Source organism: Staphylococcus devriesei (genome assembly GCF_002902625.1).
In the GTDB taxonomy this organism is placed as follows: Bacteria; Bacillota; Bacilli; order Staphylococcales; family Staphylococcaceae; genus Staphylococcus; species Staphylococcus devriesei.
This window is the reverse complement of the sequence record NZ_PPRG01000051.1, coordinates 1-23002: the sequence shown is the minus strand read 5'-3', so window position 1 is coordinate 23002 and position 23002 is coordinate 1. Positions and strand designations below refer to the sequence as shown.

At 31.7% G+C, this 23002-nt stretch carries 15 protein-coding genes; 4 read left to right on the top strand and 11 right to left on the bottom strand.

Going from position 1 to position 23002, the window contains the following annotated elements:
• Window positions 1–205: 205 nt before the first annotated feature.
• A complete protein-coding gene (locus CD147_RS08485) occupies window positions 206–1180 on the bottom strand; it encodes an LCP family protein (RefSeq protein ID WP_103166970.1) in 975 nt (324 codons plus the stop codon).
• A gap of 146 nt (window positions 1181–1326) precedes the next feature.
• Here CD147_RS08485 and msrA point away from each other — a divergent pair, with 146 nt between their 5' ends.
• On the top strand, window positions 1327–1839 hold the full coding sequence (gene msrA, locus CD147_RS08480; protein ID WP_103166969.1) for a peptide-methionine (S)-S-oxide reductase MsrA: 513 nt from the start codon (window positions 1327–1329) through the stop codon (window positions 1837–1839).
• Window positions 1840–1924: 85 nt separating this feature from the next.
• Here the strand turns inward: msrA and mprF are convergent, their stop codons facing one another.
• From mprF to parE, 6 genes are all read right to left on the bottom strand, one after another.
• Window positions 1925–4447, bottom strand: a complete 2523-nt coding sequence (gene mprF / locus CD147_RS08475; protein WP_103166968.1) for a bifunctional lysylphosphatidylglycerol flippase/synthetase MprF — start codon at window positions 4445–4447, stop codon at window positions 1925–1927.
• Between the two features lie 196 nt (window positions 4448–4643).
• Window positions 4644–5873, bottom strand: a complete 1230-nt coding sequence (locus CD147_RS08470) for an AI-2E family transporter (RefSeq protein WP_103166967.1) — start codon at window positions 5871–5873, stop codon at window positions 4644–4646.
• Between the two features lie 77 nt (window positions 5874–5950).
• Window positions 5951–6805 carry a glucose PTS transporter transcription antiterminator GlcT gene (gene glcT / locus CD147_RS08465; protein ID WP_103166966.1) on the bottom strand — a complete coding sequence of 285 codons (855 nt, stop codon included), beginning with the start codon at window positions 6803–6805 and terminating at the stop codon, window positions 5951–5953.
• 154 nt (window positions 6806–6959) lie between these two features.
• A complete protein-coding gene (gene alsT / locus CD147_RS08460; RefSeq protein WP_103166965.1) occupies window positions 6960–8426 on the bottom strand; it encodes a glutamine transporter AlsT in 1467 nt (488 codons plus the stop codon).
• Window positions 8427–8659: 233 nt separating this feature from the next.
• Complete coding sequence (parC, locus tag CD147_RS08455; protein ID WP_103166964.1) at window positions 8660–11059, bottom strand: DNA topoisomerase IV subunit A; 2400 nt, start codon at window positions 11057–11059, stop codon at window positions 8660–8662.
• On the bottom strand, window positions 11056–13056 hold the full coding sequence (parE, locus tag CD147_RS08450) for a DNA topoisomerase IV subunit B (protein ID WP_103166963.1): 2001 nt from the start codon (window positions 13054–13056) through the stop codon (window positions 11056–11058). Before parE ends, parC begins: the two co-directional genes overlap by 4 nt.
• Before the next feature lie 200 nt (window positions 13057–13256).
• Between parE and plsY the strand changes: the two genes are divergently transcribed.
• The gene (plsY, locus tag CD147_RS08445) at window positions 13257–13865 is read left to right on the top strand and encodes a glycerol-3-phosphate 1-O-acyltransferase PlsY (protein WP_103166962.1); all 609 of its coding nucleotides are present in this window, start codon (window positions 13257–13259) and stop codon (window positions 13863–13865) included.
• A gap of 207 nt (window positions 13866–14072) precedes the next feature.
• Window positions 14073–14372: a HesB/YadR/YfhF family protein gene (locus tag CD147_RS08440; RefSeq protein ID WP_103166961.1), complete on the top strand. Its 300-nt coding sequence runs from the start codon at window positions 14073–14075 to the stop codon at window positions 14370–14372.
• 123 nt (window positions 14373–14495) lie between these two features.
• Here the strand turns inward: CD147_RS08440 and menI are convergent, their stop codons facing one another.
• From menI to CD147_RS08425, 3 genes are all read right to left on the bottom strand, one after another.
• Window positions 14496–14966: a 1,4-dihydroxy-2-naphthoyl-CoA hydrolase MenI gene (menI, locus tag CD147_RS08435; RefSeq protein WP_103166960.1), complete on the bottom strand. Its 471-nt coding sequence runs from the start codon at window positions 14964–14966 to the stop codon at window positions 14496–14498.
• 92 nt (window positions 14967–15058) lie between these two features.
• Entirely contained in the window at window positions 15059–17764 is a 2706-nt protein-coding gene (gene acnA, locus CD147_RS08430) for an aconitate hydratase AcnA (RefSeq protein WP_103166959.1), read from the bottom strand.
• Window positions 17765–18059: 295 nt separating this feature from the next.
• Complete coding sequence (locus CD147_RS08425; RefSeq protein WP_103166958.1) at window positions 18060–19700, bottom strand: glycine betaine uptake BCCT transporter; 1641 nt, start codon at window positions 19698–19700, stop codon at window positions 18060–18062.
• A 194-nt stretch (window positions 19701–19894) separates the two neighbouring features.
• Here CD147_RS08425 and mscL point away from each other — a divergent pair, with 194 nt between their 5' ends.
• Window positions 19895–20248 (top strand): large conductance mechanosensitive channel protein MscL, encoded by a 354-nt coding sequence (mscL, locus tag CD147_RS08420; RefSeq protein WP_103166957.1) that lies wholly within the window; start codon window positions 19895–19897, stop codon window positions 20246–20248.
• Window positions 20249–20323: 75 nt separating this feature from the next.
• Here the strand turns inward: mscL and sbcC are convergent.
• Window positions 20324–23002: exonuclease subunit SbcC (gene sbcC / locus CD147_RS08415; RefSeq protein ID WP_103166956.1), on the bottom strand; the 2679-nt coding region annotated here is incomplete at its 5' end.

Below are 23002 nucleotides of genomic sequence, written 5' to 3'. Positions count from 1 at the left end.
ATAATTATCTTATTGTTATATTAAAATAAAGATTTTCATTAATTTTTATGACTTACTCTTTCAAAATTCATTAAAGTAACGTAAAAAATGGCGTGAAGATATTTTCTCATAATGAGATTATCTTCACGCCATTATAGTAGCGACTAAAAAACTTATCACTTCTGCTTAAAAAGCTGTTAACTAGCTTCTATCATTCTCTCTTTTATTATTCGTTAAAGAACTTTTTAATTGCTTCTTTATTTTTTTCTTTATCTATCTCTAAGGCACTACCGTCGTTATTAGTATTTATATTTTGATAAGAATTCTTCACTGGAACCGTCAAGGATTCAACATTCTTATCTCCTCTAATGCCAAAGCTTGTGCCTGTTTGGAAGATTGCTGAATTAGGCATGTTGGTATTAATGTAACCTCTTAATATGCCAGCAACTTTCGGTAATTTGACAACCGTGCTAGGTGAAACAAGTTCTTGTTTTAAAGTTTGCATCACTTGCTGTTGGCGTCTTACACGGCCGAAATCGCCTTCTTCATCATGTCTGAATCTTGCGTAGCCAAGTAATTCTTTACCATTTAAACGTTGATGGCCTTTCTTAAGTGATACACCTATATTTTCAGACATATTTTTTTCAACATCGATTGGTACACCATTAGGTTCTAATTCATCAATCATTTTTTCAAAACCTTTAAAATCAATAACAGCATAATATTCTGGATTAATACCTAAATTTTTGTTTAATGTTTTTCTTAATAATTCTGGTCCTCCAAGTGAATATGCCGCATTAATTTTGTAATTCTGATAACCAGGGATCTCTGCGTAAGTATCACGCATCACTGACAACATTTTCATCTTTTTATGAATATAATCGTATTGTACAACCATAATTGAATCGCTACGTGATTGACCGCCATTTGCCTGGTCAGCACCTAGTACCAGAACTGAAATTTTTCCGTCATTTTTCACTGGCCCATTAAATTTGTGCACTTTAATATCTTTAGCATGTTTTTCTGCATAATCAACACCGCTACGATAACCGTGAACAATATAGATAATAGCTATAATTAACAATAATGCTAAAATCAATATTATAAAAGGTAACTTGCGAAGCTTTTTCTTCTTTCGTCTAGAAGGTGTTTGTGTGTTTGCGTGTCGTCTGTATACTGTCTGATCCTTCTCTTCTGTCATATTTACCTACCTTTTATCTTTTAAATATCTTCAAAATTGTATATCTATGTATTATAATTATATATAGCAAAGTTATAGAAATTACTTCGAAAAATCAAGTAATTGCTAAATAAATGGTACTAAGGTCCAATGAAAGGATGGCATAAATGAATATTAATACAGCATATTTTGCTGGCGGTTGTTTCTGGTGTATGACCAAACCTTTCGATCAGTTTGATGGTATAGAAACAGTTACATCTGGCTATATGGGCGGTTCTACTCAAAATCCAACGTATGAAGAGGTAAAAAGTGGAACTACAGGCCATTACGAAATTGTTAAAATTGAATATGATGTAGCTTTATTTTCATACAATAAGCTACTCGAAATCTTCTTTTCTGTAATTGATCCATTAGATGAAGGTGGACAATTCCAAGATAGAGGTTCGCAATATAAAACAGCCATATTCTATACAAATGATCATCAAAAGAAACTTGCTGAAGAATATATAGAGCAACTAAAACAAAGTATATATTCTGATAAAGCGATTGCTACAAAAATTTTACCCGCTTCAACTTTCTACAAAGCCGAAACTTATCATCAAGACTTTTATAAAAAGAATCCAGAACGTTATGCTCAAGAACAGCAAGATCGAGCTAATTATAAATCATCAAATAATTAATTAAATAAGACATCCGATTAAGTAACGCTATATCTATCTTCCCTACTTAATCGGATGCTTTTTATATTTCAATTTTTAAACCTGCTTATTTATGACGAATTACTCTCATAACTTTTAACATACTATACCATAATGAACTATCTTTTCTATAAACTAAAAATCTAGGCTCCCAACCAGGGCTATATTTTTCCTTATATCTACGTAAGCCTTGGAAACGGTATAACCCATTAAAATGTTCAAATACACGTCCAGCTATACGTTCTCTATGATAAGAGTAATCTAATTGACCTACATTAGATAAGGTTGCCATACCCATGTTAAACGCTTTATACCCTTTTTCCTTGCTCCACAATAACATGTGCAAGTATAAACCATCCATTAGAGGTAAATCTAAGTCTGGTAACCGTCTGATTAAATCAACTGAAATTGCTTCATTATAATGAGTTGGCATTAATGTACAAAATGCGATGATTTTACCTTCATCATTCTTCATAACCCCTATTGGCGCTTTTTCTAAGTAATCTTCAGTAAATTGACCTACTGAGAAATGCATTTCATTTCTACCGTCTAACCATTGATCACTAACTTCTTTTAATTCTGCAATTAATTCATGTGAAAATGGTGGTTCAATAATATCAAATTTAATATTTAAATCTTCAAATTTATTTAATGTAGCACGAAAACCGCGACGTTTCTTACCAGAGGTTGTGAACTGTGTTAAATCAATAATTGCTTCTTCACCTAATTTGAAAAATTGGTTTCCAAAATTATGGTATAAAGGCATATATCTATCAGACACTTGATAAAAGATAATATCATAACCTAATCTTTCAGCATAACTATAAAAATCAATTAATAAAGATTGAAATGCTTTATCATCACCGATTGGATCGCCCAATACTACAAGCGCGTTTGATTTATATCGGTACATCATAAAGGCTTGTTTACTTTCATCCATGAAAATATCTTTATCGTCACTATAAATTAAATGGCTTAAATAATTTCCTCCATATGTTTCAATAATAGAAATACATTGAGATAAATCTTCCACCTTATGTGGCCGATTAAAACGCACTTCCATTAACCACGCTAGTGTTCCAACTAAAAGTACAATAACCAAAATAGTTAGCCAGAAATAATATCTTAATAAGGACGTATCCATTTCAAGGTGATAAATATCTAAGGCATAAAGTGTTTCTGAAATAAATAAATGGTTGATATATAATACAACCACACTTATCAATAGTGTAAGTAATAGCTTTTTTAATCTGAATGGTCGTTTTAAAACCTTAGCACGTCGATACGCAAAGATAAGTAACACAAAAATTAAAACTAACCATGACAATAATAAGAATGATGCATACGTATATACCGTTGCAATAACTATTAAAATTAAAGAAATCATCACAAAAATAATAGCGCGTCTACTTTGTTTTAAAATCCCTCTTATATTAATAAATAATAATAAACATGCACTCGTATGGATACAGAGCATAATGTAATATACAAAATGATTAGCATCGTATAGTCCATCATACACAATAGTAATATTATTAATAAAGAAGAGTAAACTAGTAAATAATACAAGTACTGCAAGTGCAAATGAAGGAACCTTCGCTACGATATCTTTTTGATAAGAAAATAAAAATGATGTGACATCTTTTGCTGGAACATAATATTTAGATTCTTCAAAGTATCTACGAGCCGATGAACCAAATTCAAATGTTGATAAAATAAGTGCAATAATAACTGGTACAAAGTAATAAGCAAATCTATAAAGTAATAGTGCTAAGAGTACCTTTTCTTCAGGAACACCTAATGTTTTAAGTCCTACTATTACAACTAAATCAAATGCTCCAAATCCTCCAGGTATAAAACTAACTAAACCAGCAAGCGCTGCAATAATAAAAATACCAATTACAGTAGTAAAAGCAATATGGATATCTACTGTAAGGGTAGATAAATATAATACTGCAGCTGCAGCTAACCATTCCAAGCTAGAAACAAGTGTACATGAAATCCCCATCGTTTTATGTTGTTGATCAATTGGCTTAATAATTGTATAAGCAATAAAGATAGGTAAAAAGAGTGCTACAACATATAGTATCCATCTAACCCAACTTACTTTATCAAGAATATGGGAAGCATCAAAAATGTGTAGTACTACGAGGATTGATAAAAGACTTAACCCTGTCAACATAGAGATTAAAACGATTGAAATAGCGTGAACTAATTTCTTCCGTTCAGAAGTATAATTCTTATAAACAAATGCTCTAAGACCGGCACCGATAAAACCACCGAATCCTATAATTGCATTTAAAGCATTAATAATATAACTCACTCTAAATACTTTGTTTGTAGCTATGTCTAACTTCAGAGTTTTAACTAGAATCAAATCATATAAACTTAATAAAATCATTGAAGCGCCACCACAAACAAACAATCCTAATAGATGCCAACGATTAATTCGACCAAAGGATTCTAGAGTTTGTTTAAAATTAATATCAGATAGTTCATGATATAACGTTATTACAACAACAATAAATAATATTGCTGCGAATAAAAATTTCAACACTGATAATATTCTATTTTTAATTTCTTCAGACATATTTTATTTCGACCCTTCGATTTATATTATTTTAAAATATATCATACCTTTTTAAGTATGAACATATATAACCAGTTTTATTAGGCTAACAGAATTGTAATGTATGACTTATTACCATGACCATTAAATATAAACATACAAAAAGCCACGATAAACATGATCGAATATCGTGACTTTATTACTTTTATTTAATCTATTAATCAGCTTTAGTATACTCTTTTGATTCTTCTTTAGTAATCTCATATTCACCTGAATCGTTGCCATAATATTTATTATAGCGACGTTTAAATATTAAGAACAGATGAGAAACTAGTACTTTAAGAATGGCATAACCAGGAATACCTAGAATAACCCCAACAATACCTAATAAATTACCTGCACTTAATAAAATAAAGATAATTGTAAGTGGGTGAATTTTTAACGTTTTACCCATAATATTTGGAGAAATAAAATGTCCCTCGATAAATTGAACAAGCGTCCATACTACAATCAATTTTAATAACATTAATGGAGATGTGATTATTGCAATAATAATAGCTGGTGATATCGCAATAGTAGGACCTAAGTAAGGTACTACGCTGGTAACAGCAGCAATAGAAGCTAAAACTAAGCCATAATCTAAACCAATAATTGTATAGCCGATATATAGTAAAATACCGATACAGAAAGAGACAATAATTTGCCCTTGAATATATGAACCTACTTGTACGCTCATTTTTTCAATTAAATCATGATAATCTTTTCTAAATTTAGGTGGCATAATTTTTGTAGAATAATCTTTAAATTTATGGCCGTCCTTTAACATAAAGAATAAGACGAACGGAGTAGTTACAATTACTACACCAACATTAACGATTGCTTCAGCAAACGTTTTAATTTTAGTTCCGAAACCATCAGAATAATTAGATACTACTGAAGGGATTTTTTTCGAAACTGAATCTAGCCAGTTTTGTATTTCACCGTAAAATGAAGATAAGAATGAAAAATGTGTTATCTTATCAATGACATTATTAAATTTAGATACGTATCTAGGAATATTATTAGCTAAACGTGTGATCTGATCTCCAATAACTGGAATTAATAGAGTAACAATTAACGTTGCGCCCCCTATTATTAATAAAAAGACAATTGTTATTCCGAGTAACCGTGGAATATTATATCTCTCCATTAAGTTAATAATAGGATTAATAAGATAGAATAAAATCAATGATACAATAATCGGTGCAGCTATTGTATTAAAAACAATAATAAAAGGTTGAAATACATATGAAACTTTATCAAAAATAAAAATAAAAATACCTAATAATACAAGAGAAATTAAAGCAAATATTAAATCTCTTCCACCTAAAAACTTCATAAACCTTGTTTCAGTGAAATTTAATTTTTTATTTGTCTTTTCTTCACCTTGCTTCTTCTCTATTGTCATACTTTTCACCATACCTTAATTAACAATATTAAATTTAGCTATTATTCATCATAACACAAAACTATTCAAATAATTGTTTAGTTATGTAATGAATTAATCTGAGATTCAAAATGATAGATATGTAATGCCATATACACAATTTCTGATTCATTTATAGGAACATTAAGGTATTTTTGAATCATTTTAGAAATTTTAAAAGCCGTATTATAAGAATTAGGATAAAAATTTTTCACCATATTAATAAAAGCCTCTTGCGCATGTACAGCTTCTTTATTGTTAAATCGGCGAATTAAAAATTGCATATGTCTGATAAAACGTTGATATTGCACTGTTTGATTATCAACTGGTTGACCTAAATCATTCTCTATAATAACAACACTCTTACTAATTAATTTATTAATCAATGACATGTCATGAAGAGACAAATCCTCAGTATTTGAAGCAATGTGAAGTGCTATAAATCCTATTTCATCGGGAGGAAATTCAACATCTAAATGCTGATTTAATCTATCTATAACTTGACTAGCAATATCATACGCCTCACTATATAAATGTTTCGTTTCAATAGCAAAAGGATTACTAATGATTTGGTTTTGCTTTAATCTATTATATGCAAAAATAATATGATCGGTTAATGCTACAACTAGATTCTTATCATCAATAGTATGCGTTGCACTTGTAATAAAGTTTACTGATTCGATAACTGCTTGTAATACATGGTCGTCCGCTAATTCTACTAATGTTTTATAGTATTCTTGTTGTTGCCGTTGTTCTAGTTTGTAAACTTTTTCTATTGAAGCATCATCATCTAAGGTCATTCCAACTTTTTTATTAAATCCAATTCCTTTACCTATTAAAATAACCTCTTGATTATTATAAGTGCATATGATGACGTTGTTATTTAATGTTTTAGAGATATAGTACTCACTCATCATAATCACCTTTCTTAGTGTTATTAAAATTATATAGCTAAATATAAAAATTTAAAAGGTATCTTTTTTTAAACAAAATACTCCTTTCAAAGTTTTGACAAATAAGTTAATCACTTTGAAAGGAGTATAATATAGATTTGTTTTATCATCTAGACTAAGATTTGTATTTTTTAGGAATCTTGTTTTCTCGTCCCCAACTTTCGATACTAAACAAGTTAATTTCTAAATTCTCAGGCTTGAAAACGGGTCTCATGCCAGCTTTACGTTGTTTTTGATAATCCCTCATTACGGCAATTGCAATGTTTGAAAGACCTATGATGGATACTAAGTTTACAATGGCCATTAACCCCATAAATAAATCTGCAGTACTCCAAACAGTTTCAGTTTTTACAACTGCGCCTACAAACACTAAGATAACTACTAAACATCTAAATACGAATAGTATAAATTTGTTAGTTGATAAAAATTCAATATTTGATTGGCCGTAGTAATAATTACCAACTACTGAAGAGAAGGCAAATAATGTTATCGCGATAGTTAAGAAAATTCCTCCAGCTGAACCTAAATGTTCATTAAGAGCTGATTGAGTAACTTGTACACCTTGAGGCGCATTATCTCCAAATTTTAATCCTGAATATAGTAAAATCATGATTGCAGTGGCTGTACATACAAGCATTGTATCAAAAAATACACCTAACGATTGTATTAGGCCTTGTTTAACTGGATGAGGTACGGCTGCAGTAGCAGCTGCGTTAGGTGCAGAACCCATACCAGCTTCGTTTGAGAATAAACCACGTTTGATACCTTGTAATAATGCAGCACCCACGGCACCACCTGTTACTTGTTCAAAGCCAAAAGCACTTTTAATAATCGTACCAATCATTGGAACAACTTGATCAATATTTAATAATAAGATAATTAACACCATACCAATATAAACAATTGCCATGATTGGTACAACTAAAGATGAAAGTGTTGCGATACTACGCACACCACCAAAAATAATTATACCTGTAATAACTGCTAAAACGGCTCCTGTAATCACAGGACTAATGTTGTACTGAGTATTTAATGACTCAGCAATCGTGTTAGATTGTACAGTGTTAAATACAAATGCAAACGTTACAGTAATTAAGATGGCGAAAAATACACCTAACCATTTTTGATTTAAACCTTTAGTTATGTAATAAGCTGGACCTCCACGGAAGCCACCTTCTTTATCATGTACCTTATAAACTTGGGCTAAAGTTGCTTCCATAAAAGCACTTGCTGCTCCAATAAAGGCAATGACCCACATCCAAAACACAGCGCCTGGGCCACCTAAAACAATAGCGGTAGCTACACCGGCAATGTTACCTGTACCTACACGCGAACCAGCACTAATAGCAAATGCTTGGAAAGGTGAAATACCTTTCTCTCCACTGTCTAATCTTTCAGGCTTTTCAGTTAAAGCTCTAAACATTTCAGGTAACATACGCAACTGAACAAACTTAGAACTGATTGTAAAGAAGAAACCAACTGTTAATAATAAACCTATTAGATATTGCGACCATATTAAATCGTTACCTACCTGGACGATGGATTTAAACCACCCAGGAATCAAACTATCAAAATCACTCAATTACATCCCTCTAATCATTTTTAAATAATATCCTAAAATATGTTACAAGAGATTTATATTGTATTGAATAAAAATTCTTGAGTCTAAGGATAACCATAAATAGCTTTTACCCTAGCCTCTTAATCTCTAATCAAAATCAATACAAATCTCTTGAGAATTTATGCATAGTTCAATTAACAAAGTTAAGTTTATCATTTTATGAATAAATTGAAAATAATAACTTTTAAAGTTTATTAACTTAGTGTCATATTAATGACTTCACCAAAATCTTTAATATCAACAATAAATGATCCATTTGTATATTGTTCAGACTGATGAATATTAGCAATTGCCCCTGATTCTGAGTGGCTATTAGAGAAAATAGTATATGTTTCTTCATCTTTAATAACATGACCAGCTACAAGACGATGAGGAGCTTTCTTCAATTCTTTAAGTAATGTAATCCCTCTTTGAGCACGTTTAGCTTCTTGAAGCACTTTAAAGTTAATACATTTTATCGCGCCTCTTTGAGTAGCCATAATCACTGAGCTATCTTGATTGACAGCATCAGTCATAATAACGTAATCCTCATCTTTTAGATTAATAGATTTAACGCCTGCTGCTCGTAATCCAGTATCTGATAATTCGGCAGTAGAATAGGTTAATGACATACCTTTAAATGTTAATACGCTAATTAAGCTATCTTTAGATAAGCGTATAACATTAACAATCTCATCATTATCTTTTACTTTCATGGCAACTAATGGTTTGTTATATCGAGTAGTTTTAAATAATGAGAGCGCACTTTTCTTAATCATGCCATTTTTAGTGGCTAGTATATAAAATGCATCTGCTTTGAAATCTTTCTCGTTATAAACGTCTACAACCGTTTCACTATCTTCAAGCGGCACAATTTGAGATACATGTTGGCCTAATTCCTTCCAACGTATATCTGCTAATTTGTGAACGGGAATAAATAAATACCTACCTTTATTGGTAAAGACAAGTACCGTATCTTGTGTATTTACCGTTTGATATTTAAGCAGACTATCTCCGTCTTTTAAGCCAATCTCTGATACACCACTCGCATTAAAGCTACGAGTAGAAGTTCGTTTAATATAACCTAGACGAGTAGTACTTAAAACAACATCTTCACTAGGTACCATAACCTCTTTATCGATTTTAATTTCTGAAATCTCCGCTTCAATAGATGATAATCTTTCTGTTTTAAAACGTTTTCGAATATCTGTTAATTCATCTTTAATTACTTTAAGTAAAGCGTCATGATTATCTAAAATATGATGATATCCTTTAATCAGTTCTTCTAACTCATTGTGTTCATTTTCAAGAGCGACAATGTCCGTATTAGTTAAACGATAAAGTTGTAGCGTAACAATAGCTTCTGCTTGTGCTTCTGTAAAATCAAATTCAGCTATTAAATTCTCTTTAGCATCTTTCTTATTTTTAGAGTTACGAATTAGAGCAATCACCTCATCTAAAATAGATAAAGCTTTCATTAAACCTTCAACAATATGCATGCGTTTTTCAGCATGATCTAAGTCATATTTAGTTCGATTCGTTACAACTTCAATTTGATGACTAAGATAACTATCTATAATTTTTCGAATACCCATTAGCTTAGGACGACCGTCGCTAATGGCTACCATATTAAAATTATAAGCAATTTGTAAATCAGAATTTTTAAATAGATAGTTTTTAATCGCTTCTGCATTAACATCTTTCTTAAGTTCAATGGCGATTCTTAAACCAGTACGGTCTGTCTCATCACGCACTTCAATAATACCATCAACTTTTTTATCAGCGCGTAATTCATCAATACGTTTTACAAGTGAACTTTTATTAACTTCATAAGGAATTTCAGTAACTATTAATTGTTTACGTCCATTACGAAGCGCTTCTTCCTCTACTTTAGACCGTACAACAATTTTACCTTTTCCAGATTCATAAGCTTTTTTAATCCCATCAATACCTTGGATAATACCACCTGTTGGAAAATCTGGTCCTTTAAGATATTTCATTAATTGGCTTACTGTAATATTTGGATTATCAATATATTTTAATGTAGCCTGAATCACTTCACCTAAATTATGTGGTGGAATATCAGTGGCATATCCTGATGAAATTCCTGTTGAGCCATTGACTAATAAATTAGGAAAACGCGCTGGAAGAACCATAGGCTCAAGCGTTGTATCATCATAGTTTGGTATAAAGGATACTGTTTCTTTGTTAATATCGCGTACTAATTCTTCAGATAGCTGACTTAATTTCGCCTCAGTGTAACGCATAGCGGCAGGAGGATCGTTATCAATACTACCGTTATTCCCATGCATTTCAATCAAGACATGACGTAATTTCCAATCTTGACTTAGACGTACCATGGCCTCATAAACTGAAGAATCACCATGAGGGTGGTACTGACCAATTACATCCCCGACTGTTTTCGCACTTTTACGGAAATTTTTATCGTAAGTATTACCACTACTGTGCATTGCGAATAGAATTCTACGTTGAACAGGTTTTAACCCGTCACGTACATCCGGTAGCGCACGCTCTTGAATAATATATTTACTATATCTTCCAAAACGATCGCCTATCACATCTTCAAGTGATAAATCTTGAATTATCTCACTCAATTTGTTTCCTCCTCAGTGTATTCTTCAGTTTCTAATACTTGTACTTCATTGTTATCTAAAATATTTTGATCTTCTTGCATACCAAATTCTACGTGATTTTCAATCCATTCACGACGTGGTGCAACTTTATCACCCATTAGAGTAGTTACACGTTTTGATGAACGCATTTCGTCTTCAATTTGAACACGAATTAAAGTTCTCGTTTCAGGGTTCATTGTTGTTTCCCATAATTGTTCAGGGTTCATCTCACCTAAACCTTTGTAACGTTGCAACATAAATCCTTTACCTAACTTTTTCTGAAGCTTATCAAGTTCGTCATCTGTCCAAGCATATTCTACACGTTTTGATTTACCTTTACCTTTTTCTAATTTATATAGAGGTGGTAAAGCGATAAATACTCTACCTGCTTGAACTAAAGGTTTCATATATTTAAAGAAGAACGTTAATAGCAATACTTGGATATGCGCCCCATCTGTATCAGCATCCGTCATAATTATAATTCTATTGTAATTACTATCCTCTATCTTAAAATCATTACCAACGCCAGCACCAATTGTATGAATAATTGTATTAATTTCTTCATTTTTGAAAATATCTTCAAGGCGCGCTTTTTCGGTATTGATAACTTTACCTCTAAGTGGCAAAATAGCTTGGAACTTTCTATCTCTACCAAGTTTAGCAGAACCACCAGCAGAGTCACCCTCAACTAAGTAGAGTTCATTTTTTTCAGTGTTTTTACTTTGCGCTGGTGTTAATTTACCAGAGAGTAATGTATCTTTGCGTTTATTCTTTTTACCTGAACGAGCGTCTTCACGTGCTTTACGAGCCGCTTCTCTAGCTTGTTGAGCTTTAATAGCTTTTTTAACAAGAGATTTAGAGAGCTGACCCTTTTCTTCTAAATAGAAAGGTAGTTTATCAGAAACAACTGAATCTACCGCACTTCGTGCTTCTGAAGTACCTAACTTAGATTTAGTTTGCCCTTCAAATTGTAATAATTCTTCAGGAATACGCACTGAAATTACTGCTGTTAAGCCTTCTCGAATATCGTTACCATCTAAATTTTTATCTTTTTCTTTAAGTTCACTAATACGACGAGCATAATCGTTAAACACACGAGTCATAGCAGTTTTGAACCCAACTTCATGTGTTCCACCATCTTTAGTACGCACGTTATTTACGAAACTTAGAATACTCTCTGAATATTGATCGTTGTATTGAAACGCAACATCAATTTCTATGCCATTTGAGGTTCCGCTAAAAGTCGCGACATCATGAAGTGCTTCTTTACCTTCATTAATATAACTTACAAATTCTTTAATCCCTTCTTCATAGTGATAGATTTCTTCACGTTCTTTACCACTACGTAAATCGTTTAGTACAATTTTAAGATTTTTTAATAAGAAAGCAGACTCTTGTAACCTCTCACTCAACGTATCAAAATTAAAAGATGTTGCAGTTTTAAAAATTTCTGGATCAGGTTTAAATGTTACTTTGGTACCAGTTTTTTTAGTTTTACCTGCTTTAACTAAACCAGAAGCTGGTATACCGCCATTTTTAAAACTTTGTTTATAAATATTACCGTCTCTATGTATCTCAACTTCTAACCATTCACTTAAAGCATTTACTACAGACGCACCAACACCATGTAGTCCTCCAGATGTTTTATATCCACCTTGTCCAAATTTAGCCCCTGCGTGTAATACAGTGAATATAACTTCTACAGTTGGCTTTCCAGAAGCATGCATCCCCGTCGGCATTCCACGTCCATCATCTTCAATTGAAATACTATTATCTTGATTGATTGTTACATTAATTTCGTTACCGTAACCATTTAATACTTCATCAACGGAGTTATCGACAATCTCATATACTAAATGATGTAATCCTCTTTTATCAGTAGACCCAATATACATACCTGGTCTCTTTCTAACAGCTTCTAAGCCTTCCAGAACCTGAATAGAATCATCTGAATAATGATTTGTTTTTTTTGTTGCCAATGCGTTCGCCTCCTACAAACGTACGTTCGTTTTAAAAACTATACAATAGTTATTCTTATATAAATCGGGTTAAATTGCAAGTGTGAGTTATACATAGTCACCGATTATATTTATGTATTAATTATTTTTTAATTTCAGTCGTGGTTAATCTAAGATTATGGTAAAATATAGCTAGGTTATTAAAGGATGTGTAAAGTTATATGATGATAGTTCTCATGCTACTAATAAGCTATCTCATCGGTGCTATTCCTAATGGATATGTGATAGGAAAGCTCTTTTTCAAAAAAGATATACGACAATTCGGAAGCGGTAATACAGGAGCGACTAATAGCTTTCGTGTACTCGGTAAACCTGCTGGCTTTATAGTTACATTCTTAGATATATTTAAAGGGTTTATAACTGTATTCTTTCCTATTTGGTTTCCAGTTCATGCAGATGGACCGCTTAGCACGTTCTTCACACATGGCTTAATCGTCGGTTTGTTTGCTATTTTAGGTCATGTCTATCCTGTCTACCTTAAATTTAAAGGTGGTAAAGCTGTAGCAACAAGTGCTGGTGTAGTATTAGGTGTTAATCCTATTCTATTATTAATCTTAGCACTAATATTTTTCGGTGTATTATATTTATTTAAATATGTTTCACTTTCGAGTATTGTTGCTGCAATATGTTGCGTTATCGGCTCACTAATTATCCAAGATTATATATTATTCGGTATGAGTTTAGTTGTAGCAATATTATTAATCATTAGACACCGAACGAATATAATGCGAATTTTCAAAGGTGAAGAACCAAAAATTAAATGGATGTAAAATGAATATTGATAAAGCCTAGAATGTTTATATGTTCTAGGCTTATTAATTTACCTATATTTATATGAGACGAATTTAAATTACCACTATGCCAAGTCAGGTTCTGAGTATTAAATGTTTTTAAAAGTAAGCAATATGTTATAATTCAAACAGTTCTAATTTAAAATTATTTAACATTTATAGATATATAGCGTAGGAGGCTTTTTAATGAAAATCGAACTAACCGATCAAGCTGCAGAATGGTTCAAAGAAGAACTAGATTTGCCAGAAGATAATAAAGTCTTACAATTTTATGTGAGATATGGTGGTGAATTCCAACTTAAACAAGGATTTAGTCCAGCTTTTCGTGTTGAGCCAAGAGAAGATGTAGAAATTGGTTATGAGGAAAATTATAATGGTTTAGTAATTGTCGTATCCGCTGAAGACTTATGGTACTTTGAAGATAATGAAGTACTTGTAGAAAAAGTCGATCACGATGATGAAATAGCTTATTCTAAAACAAAATAACTGTTATATAGATATAGAGGCTAGGACATTAGTATTAAAATGTCTTAGCCTTTAATATTTTATTAGCAAGGAGAAACAACGTAATCATAAAATTACATTAGATTTTGTTTCATTCTTTTTTAATTAGAAATCAAGATCACTACTTTGTGTTACTTCAAAATCTTTACCTTCTTGATTTAATTGTTCTACTTTACTATAAACTGCATGCCATTCAGGGAAAAATCGATCTAATCGTACAGGTCGGAAATTTTCACCCTTTATACAAATTAATGTTGTTGAACCTGTAGTAGCAAGTTCGCCTTTTTCATTAAAAATTTCATACTTATAGACAGAACGTAATCTAGAATATTGACTCACCCACGTTTTTATAGTTACTTTTTCTGGGTAAAAGACAGATTTTTTATATTGAATTTGTAAATCAATAACTGGTGATATAATACCTTCTTTTTCCATATCTGCATAACTAAAGCCTAATTTGCGAATGTAATCAGTACGTGCTACCTCGAACCATGTAGCATAATTGCCGTGATAGATAACACCCATTCTATCTGTTTCTTGATATCTAGCTTCAATTTCAGTCATACTGTAAATCATACTTAAGTACCTCTTTTCAAATATCATTCACAAATAATAGTAACATAAAAAAGCCGTGCTAACATACTGCTAGCACGGCTTAAGGGTTTATATTATTGAGCAAGTTTATTTCTTAAAACCATTTGTAATATACCACCATGACGATAGTAATCTAATTCTACTAATGAGTCAAAACGAACAACCGCTTCAAAATCAACAACGTCTCCGTTTTCTTTTTTAGCATGAACTTTGACAATATCATGCGGACGCACTGTTTCATCGATATCAACTGAAATTTCTTCTTTACCATCCAAGTTAAGTGATTCAGCTGATTCGCCATCTTTAAATTGTAATGGTAATACGCCCATCATTACTAAGTTAGAACGGTGAATACGTTCGTAACTTTGAGCAATGACTGTCTTAACACCTAATAAATTTGTACCTTTAGCAGCCCAGTCACGAGAAGAACCCATACCGTAATCATTACCTGCTAAGACAGCTAAGCCAATACCATCTTCTTTATATTTCATAGCTGCGTCATAAATCGGCATCACTTCATCTGTTGGCCAGTAGGTAGTATAACCACCTTCAGTGCCAGGAGCTAATTGGTTTTTAATACGGATATTAGCGAATGTACCACGTACCATTACTTCATGGTTACCACGACGAGAACCGTATGAGTTAAAGTCACGAATTGGTACATCATGAACTAATAAATACTTACCTGCTGGCGTATCTTTACCGATAGCCCCAGCCGGAGAAATATGGTCAGTTGTTACTGAATCACCAAATTTACCCATTACTCTTAAATCTTTTAAAGGTTCGATTGTGCCAGGTTCTTTAGATAATCCTTGGAAGAATGATGGATTTTGAATATATGTTGAATTAGGGTCGAAGTCATATAATGGTGCGTCAGTGACATCGATTTCATTCCACATTTCATTATTGTTATACACATTCTCATATTCTTCTAAGAATAGCTCAGGCGTTACTACTCTATCAACTGTATCAGAAACTTCTTGGATTGATGGCCAAATATCTTTTAAGTATACATCTTCTCCATCTTTACCTTTGCCAAGAGGTTCATTTTGTAAGTCAATGTCCACTGTTCCTGCTAATGCATATGCCACAACTAATTGTGGAGATGCTAAATAGTTAGCTTTTACTAGTGGATGAATACGTCCTTCAAAGTTACGGTTACCAGATAAGACAGATGTTACAAGTAAATCTTCTTGAGCTATAGCTTTTTCAATTTCAGGTAATAAAGGACCTGAGTTACCAATACATGTTGTACAACCGTAACCAACTAAGTTAAAGCCTAAGTCATTTAGATATTCCTGTAATCCAGAATCTCGTAAGTAACCTGTTACAACTTTTGAGCCAGGGGCTAATGAAGTTTTAACAAATTCAGGTACTTTTAGGCCTTTTTCAACTGCTTTTTTAGCAACTAAACCTGCACCTAACATAACGTAAGGGTTAGATGTATTAGTACATGAAGTGATGGCAGCAATCGCTATATCACCAGTCTTCATCGTAGCAGTTGAACCATCATTAAATTTAATTTCAGCCGTTTTGTCAAATTCACTTTCTTCTAAACCATGCCCTTGGTTACCTGCTGGAGCAGTAACAGATTTTTCAAATTCTTTTTTCATATCACTTAAGAAAATTAAATCTTGAGGACGTTTAGGGCCTGAAAGTGATGCTTCTACAGTTGATAAATCTAAATCAATTACATCACTATATTCAGGATCTTCTTTATCTACTGTAAAGAACATATTATTTTGTTCTAAATAGGCTTGAACTAATTCAACATGCTCTTCTTTACGACCAGTTAATCTCATGTATTTAAGTGATTCTTCATCAACTGGGAAGAATCCGCAAGTTGCACCATATTCTGGAGCCATGTTAGCAATCGTTGCACGGTCTGCTAGTGGTAAATCTGTCACCCCTGGTCCAAAGAATTCTACAAATTTACCTACTACGCCTTTTTTACGTAGTTCTTGAGTAACACGTAAAGCTAAGTCTGTTGCCGTTGAACCTTGTGGTAGTGAATTTGTCAAACGTACGCCAATAACTTCTGGAATTGGAAAATATGATGGTTGTCCAAGCATGCCCGCTTCAGCTTCGATACCTCCGACGCCCCAACCTAAGACGCCAATACCATTAATCATTGTAGTATGTGAATCAGTACCAACTAATGTATCAGGAAATGCCGTTTGTTCACCGTCTACATCACGTACATGTACTACATTTGCTAAATATTCTAAGTTAACTTGATGCACAATACCAGTTGCAGGTGGAACTGCATTGTAGTTATTAAACGCTTTAGTCGCCCAATTTAAAAATTGATAACGTTCATAGTTACGTTCAAACTCTAATTTCATATTTCGTTCTAACGCTTCCGGGTTGGCATAGCTATCAACTTGAACTGAGTGGTCGATAACTAAATCTACCGGTACTTCTGGATTGATCTTATTAATATCCCCACCAACGTCATCCATTGCTTTACGTAATGAAGCTAAGTCCACGACTGCTGGAACGCCTGTGAAGTCTTGTAAGATAACACGTGACGGCTTAAATGGAACTTCCCCTGAATTATCCGCTTTGCCAAAATTACCTAACGCCTTAATATGTTCATCAGTTATAACAAAATCGTCTTCTTGTCTCAACACCGACTCTAGTAACACTCGGATTGAGTAAGGTAATTTACTAATGTTTGTTAAACCTTGATCTTCTAAACTTTTCAAATCGTAATACGTGTATGTTTGCCCATTTACTTCAAACGACTTTTTGGCTTGTTGCTTCATGTTAGAAGTCATATGTTTATCCCCCTTGAATATTAAAATTTCATAATTATATGCCTTTATTAAATTGTATAATTATATGATTTTCAAAACAACTGTATACCCCTAGTTTTATCTCAATTTAGCTTTCGCTTTTATAATCAGACTATATAAGCAAATGTTATCGTTCATATTAAGTATAATAAGCAAATATTATTAATTGAGAACGATTTTCATTAATAAAAACTTTTAATATTTCTATTAAAAAAAGCCCTTAAATACTTTTAATATAAAAGCATTTAAGGACTTTTCTAAAATCAAATGAAGTCAATTATTCTTTTTCAGCATTTCTTCTTGATTCACGTTTTTCTAAAATATCAGATTCATAATCTTGTTGCTGATGTTTAACGTAGTCTTCAAGTCGATGCTTATTAGGTTGTAATGTTAAACCTAAGAATTTTCTTTCTTGGTTAGCGTCTTTGTAGAAGCTAACCATCATCATTATAACGACGAATGAGAATGGAAATGCACTAATAATTGCCGCGCTTTGAATCGCATTTAAAGCATGTGCACCATTTCCTCCACCAGCAAGTAATAAGATGAAAGCAATTAATGATTGCGCTATACCCCATGTTACTTTGATAACATTTGAAGGTTCAAGTGAACCGTAAGATGTTTGCATACCTAATACGAAGGTTGCTGAATCGGCTGAAGTGATAAAGAATGATGCGATTAATATTAATGCGACAAGTGATAAAGCCATTCCTAAAGGTACATGGTTAAACACTCCGAATAATTGAGTTTCTGGAGTCATGTTGAATAATTCAGGGTGCTTTTTACCAGTTTCGATGCCTAACACACCGAATACACTGAACCATAAGAAACTTACGATTGCAGGAACAAGCAACACGCCTGAAACGAATTCACGAATTGAACGTCCTTTAGATACACGTGCAATGAATACACCTACGAATGGACTCCAACTTAGCCACCAACCCCAATAATAAAGTGTCCAAGAAGACATCCATTCACTTTTTTGATTATTTAAAGGCGCAGTGTCAAAACTGTTAAATAAGAATGAATTAAATAAACTACCAGTTGAAGTAGTAAACATGTTTAAGATTAATACTGTTGGCCCGATGATTAAAGCAATAATCATTAATACAGTACCTAAACCAATATTTAAGTTACTTAAATATTGAATACCTTTACTCAGTCCAGACCAAGCACTCATAATGAATAAAATTGTTACTACTACAATAATGATAGATTGAACCCATACATTATTTGGTACTCCAAATAAATAGTTTAAACCACCATTGATTTGAAGTGCACCCATACCTAGCGATACAGCTACACCAACTACTGTAGCAAATACAGATAAAACATCAATGATTGTGCCAATAGGACCTTCTACTTTATCCCCTAATATAGGACGTAACGTTCTAGAAATTAGGCCCGGTTCATTTTTTCTAAACTGTGTATAAGCTAATGCAAGCGCAACTACACCGTACACTGCCCATGCGTGGAATCCCCAATGGAAGAATGTGGAACGTAACGCTTCAGTGTATGCTTCAGTAGTTTTTGGATCAGCACTTGGTGGTGAAGCAAAGTCAGCCATAGGTTCTGCTGCACCATAGAAGACTAATCCAATACCCATACCAGCACTGAATAACATAGCAAACCATGAAATAGTATTGAATTCAGGTTTATCATTAGGTTTACCTAACTTTAATTTACCAATTGGGCTAAAAATCAAGAATATACAGAAGAACACGATAACTGTAGTCAAAATCATGTAATACCAACCGAGTTTTTCAGTAATCCAACCACTAATTTGGCTAGTCACTGAATCAAATTGAGTTGGCAAAAATGCACCGATAAGCACTACAATTGCAACTACAATAGCACTATAGATAAAAACCGGCGAAAACTTCTTTCCTTTTTTATTCAACTCAGAAGAAGAATTCATAATTAATATACTCCTTTCATTCCCGTTATTAAATTTTCAAAGTATGAAAATAATATATAATTATTTTCGTAAAGCTATATTATAGGATAACAAAGCCCCTATTTAATATCAAATTTCATTAATTTTACTATTTACTAAATATTTTATACATTGTATAATATTTTTTATTCATGTATAAAGAGAGGAATTGTGTCATGTTAAAAGAATTTAAAGAATTTGCATTGAAAGGAAATGTACTAGATTTGGCTATTGCTGTAGTTATGGGTGCAGCTTTCAATAAAATCGTAACCTCATTAGTTACATACATTATTATGCCTTTAATTGGTAAAATTTTTGGCTCTGTAGACTTTGCGAAAGAATGGGAATTCTGGGGAATTAAATACGGATTATTTATTCAGTCGATTATTGATTTCATTATTGTAGCCCTCGCATTATTTATATTTGTTAAAATTGCGAATACACTAATGAAAAAAGAAGAGCCTGAAGAAGAAATAGAAGAAAACACTATTTTATTAACTGAAATTCGTGATTTATTACGACAAAAATAATTTTTAAATAGACATCATAACGTTTATTCATGTAAGAACTATGAACGTTATGATGTCTTTTAATTATTGTTAATATTAATTCCGTTTAAATTGAGTGTAGCTTTGATATTGATTAGTCTTCACTTCTAATATTAATGGTATTCGTTGTTTCAACTCACTAACATGAGAAATGATACCCACCATTCTACCTGTGGTTTTTAATTTTAATAAGGTATCTAGAGCTGTTTCAAGGGTTTCTTGATCGAGCGTACCAAATCCTTCATCTATGAACATTGACTCTAAAGTAATGCCACCAGATTCTTGTTGTACGACTTCACTTAAACCAAGTGCTAATGCTAATGATGCTTGGAATGTTTCTCCCCCTGATAAAGAACTAATATGTCTTGCTTTATTTGAATAAAAATCAAATACGTTAATTTCTAAACCACTATATCCTTGAGAGACTGTTTGACTTCTTTGTAATTGATAACGTTTACCACTCATATTTGCTAATCGAATATTAGCTTGTTGAATAATACGTTCTAAATAATAAATCAAAACGTAATTTTCTAATGTTAATTTTCGACTATTTTTGCCTGAAAGAACCTCTGCTAATTCAAAAATTTGTTGTTGTTCTTTAAGTTCATTGTTTAAATAAGTTATATGTTCTTCAATACTCTCAAATTTTTCTCTGTTTTTTTGAATTTTGAACTGAACTGTCGCACTAGTGTCGACATAACTATTATATAATTTTTCTACTTCATCTCTTTCAATTTCTAAAGCAGAGATATCCTCTAATTCTTTGCCCTTAGTTAGATTGATTAAACGATCTATTTCAAGGGAGTATTTTTGATGTTGATGATTATAATCATCAATTTCTTTTTCAATTTCTTTTTTTGAACTTAATTTACTTAATAAGCCATCTACTTCTTCGTACGATTTTAAACCAATTCTATTCATCTCATCATCAATATTAGTTTCGAAACTTTTTATTTCATTATCTATATCATTAGAAGCGGTGATATAATTGTTCAAATTATTAGTTTCAATTGCTAAATTGTGATTAGACTGTTGAATGTTCTTATTTACAGATTCTATTTTAGTTTTATATCTATCTACTTCTGAATCGTACGTAATATAACATGTTTCAAAGTCTTTAATCTTAGAAAATGAAGTTGTATTTTCAAAATCATTAATTAATATTTCGTGTTGTTGTTTTTGTGAAGATAGTCTTTCAAATTGAAGTAGTAAATTATTCTTATTTTCTTTAAGATCTTCTAATTTTTTTTGTAATTTATCTAATTTTTTAGATTGTTGTTGAAGTAATTCTATTTCCTCGTTTTTCATATCTAACTCTTTTTTTAATGCTTCAATATTTAAATCTTCATCTTTATTAATCTCTAATTCATCCATTTGCTTCGAGAGAAGTTGAGCAGTTGTTTCAAGTTTTCCAATTTTGTTATTATTTACGTTAATTTCATTAGTTAGTCGTTTAATAGCATGTTGGTTCTTACTAATTTTATCAAAATCAATATGTTCATTAAGCGATTCAATTGTATTACCACAAATAGGACAAGTGTCACCAATATGTAAAGCCGCTTGAATTTCTGTAACAAAGGTTTGTTTATTATTTAAATCAATACTTGTTTTATCAACGGATTCAAGTTGCTCCGATAAACTTTCAACTTCACACTGAAGTTCTTCCATATCTTTGAGGGTGCTATGTTTTTGATTATTTAATTCGTTATACTTATCTCTATTATTTTTTACAAGTACTTTTCTATCTAACTCACGTTCCAGTTGAAAAATAGATTGGGATAACTGATTTATTTTATCATCGTCTATATCGATTTCTTTAATTTTATTTTGTAATTTTAATATTTCTTTATCATTTTCATCTTGCTTTTCTTTATTAGAGATTAACTGTTGTCCAATTTCCACTACTTCCTTATATGCGGAAGAATATTTAGTTAAGCTATCAAAAAATTGTTTAGTTTTATTGATATATTCCTCTTTGCTTTTAATATTTTTTGTACTTTCTTCTAAATCTTCATATTCTTTTTCAAGAGAAGTAAGTTGTTTCTTAATGTTTGAAATATCATTATTAGTACTAGCTATTTTCGAATTGGTTTCCTGTAATTTTTGTTCTTTAGCGTTTTTTTGTTGATAAAGATTGTCTAATGTCTTTACTTCGTTTAATCGTTTTAATTCTTTCTTTAAACTGTCAATCTTGTCTTTTTGTTCTTCAATTTTTTCTTTTTGGTTTTTATTATACTCAAGTTCATTTTGAGCTTGTACTAATTTTTTATTATCTTCAATACGGACATTTAAGGAAGCTAGATGAGAATGCTGTTCTGATTTTAATTTTTCAACTTTTTCATTAACTTGTAACCCCAACTTTTCAAATTGAGGAATAGATTTAATAATTTCTTTCGTTTGCATACTGTTTAATTGCTTTAATTGTATTAATTTTTCATTTTCAAATGTCTCTATGTCTTCCCAAAGCGACTGAATTTGATTATAACGTGTTTCAATTTGCTTTTTTTCATTTTTTACTTCATCTAGTAGTATAGTTTGCATTTCTTCAAATCTTATACTATTAAATAACGTTCTTAGTATACTTTGTTTGTCAGAACTATTAGAAACTAAAAACTTTTTAAATTCTCCTTGAGGTAAAATAAATAATTGTCGAAATTGCTCAGCGTTAATACCTAGTAAATTCTTGATAAAATTATTTCCAGTACTAATTTTACTTTCTTTTAGCTCATATTGATT

Coding starts and splice junctions, on each gene's coding strand:
- CD147_RS08485 (WP_103166970.1), bottom strand. CDS start 1,180: ATGACAGAAGAGAAGGATCAGACAGTATACAGACGACACGCAAACACA.
- msrA (WP_103166969.1), top strand. CDS start 1,327: ATGAATATTAATACAGCATATTTTGCTGGCGGTTGTTTCTGGTGTATG.
- mprF (WP_103166968.1), bottom strand. CDS start 4,447: ATGTCTGAAGAAATTAAAAATAGAATATTATCAGTGTTGAAATTTTTA.
- CD147_RS08470 (WP_103166967.1), bottom strand. CDS start 5,873: ATGACAATAGAGAAGAAGCAAGGTGAAGAAAAGACAAATAAAAAATTA.
- glcT (WP_103166966.1), bottom strand. CDS start 6,805: ATGAGTGAGTACTATATCTCTAAAACATTAAATAACAACGTCATCATA.
- plsY (WP_103166962.1), top strand. CDS start 13,257: ATGATGATAGTTCTCATGCTACTAATAAGCTATCTCATCGGTGCTATT.
- CD147_RS08440 (WP_103166961.1), top strand. CDS start 14,073: ATGAAAATCGAACTAACCGATCAAGCTGCAGAATGGTTCAAAGAAGAA.
- menI (WP_103166960.1), bottom strand. CDS start 14,966: ATGATTTACAGTATGACTGAAATTGAAGCTAGATATCAAGAAACAGAT.
- acnA (WP_103166959.1), bottom strand. CDS start 17,764: ATGACTTCTAACATGAAGCAACAAGCCAAAAAGTCGTTTGAAGTAAAT.
- CD147_RS08425 (WP_103166958.1), bottom strand. CDS start 19,700: ATGAATTCTTCTTCTGAGTTGAATAAAAAAGGAAAGAAGTTTTCGCCG.
- mscL (WP_103166957.1), top strand. CDS start 19,895: ATGTTAAAAGAATTTAAAGAATTTGCATTGAAAGGAAATGTACTAGAT.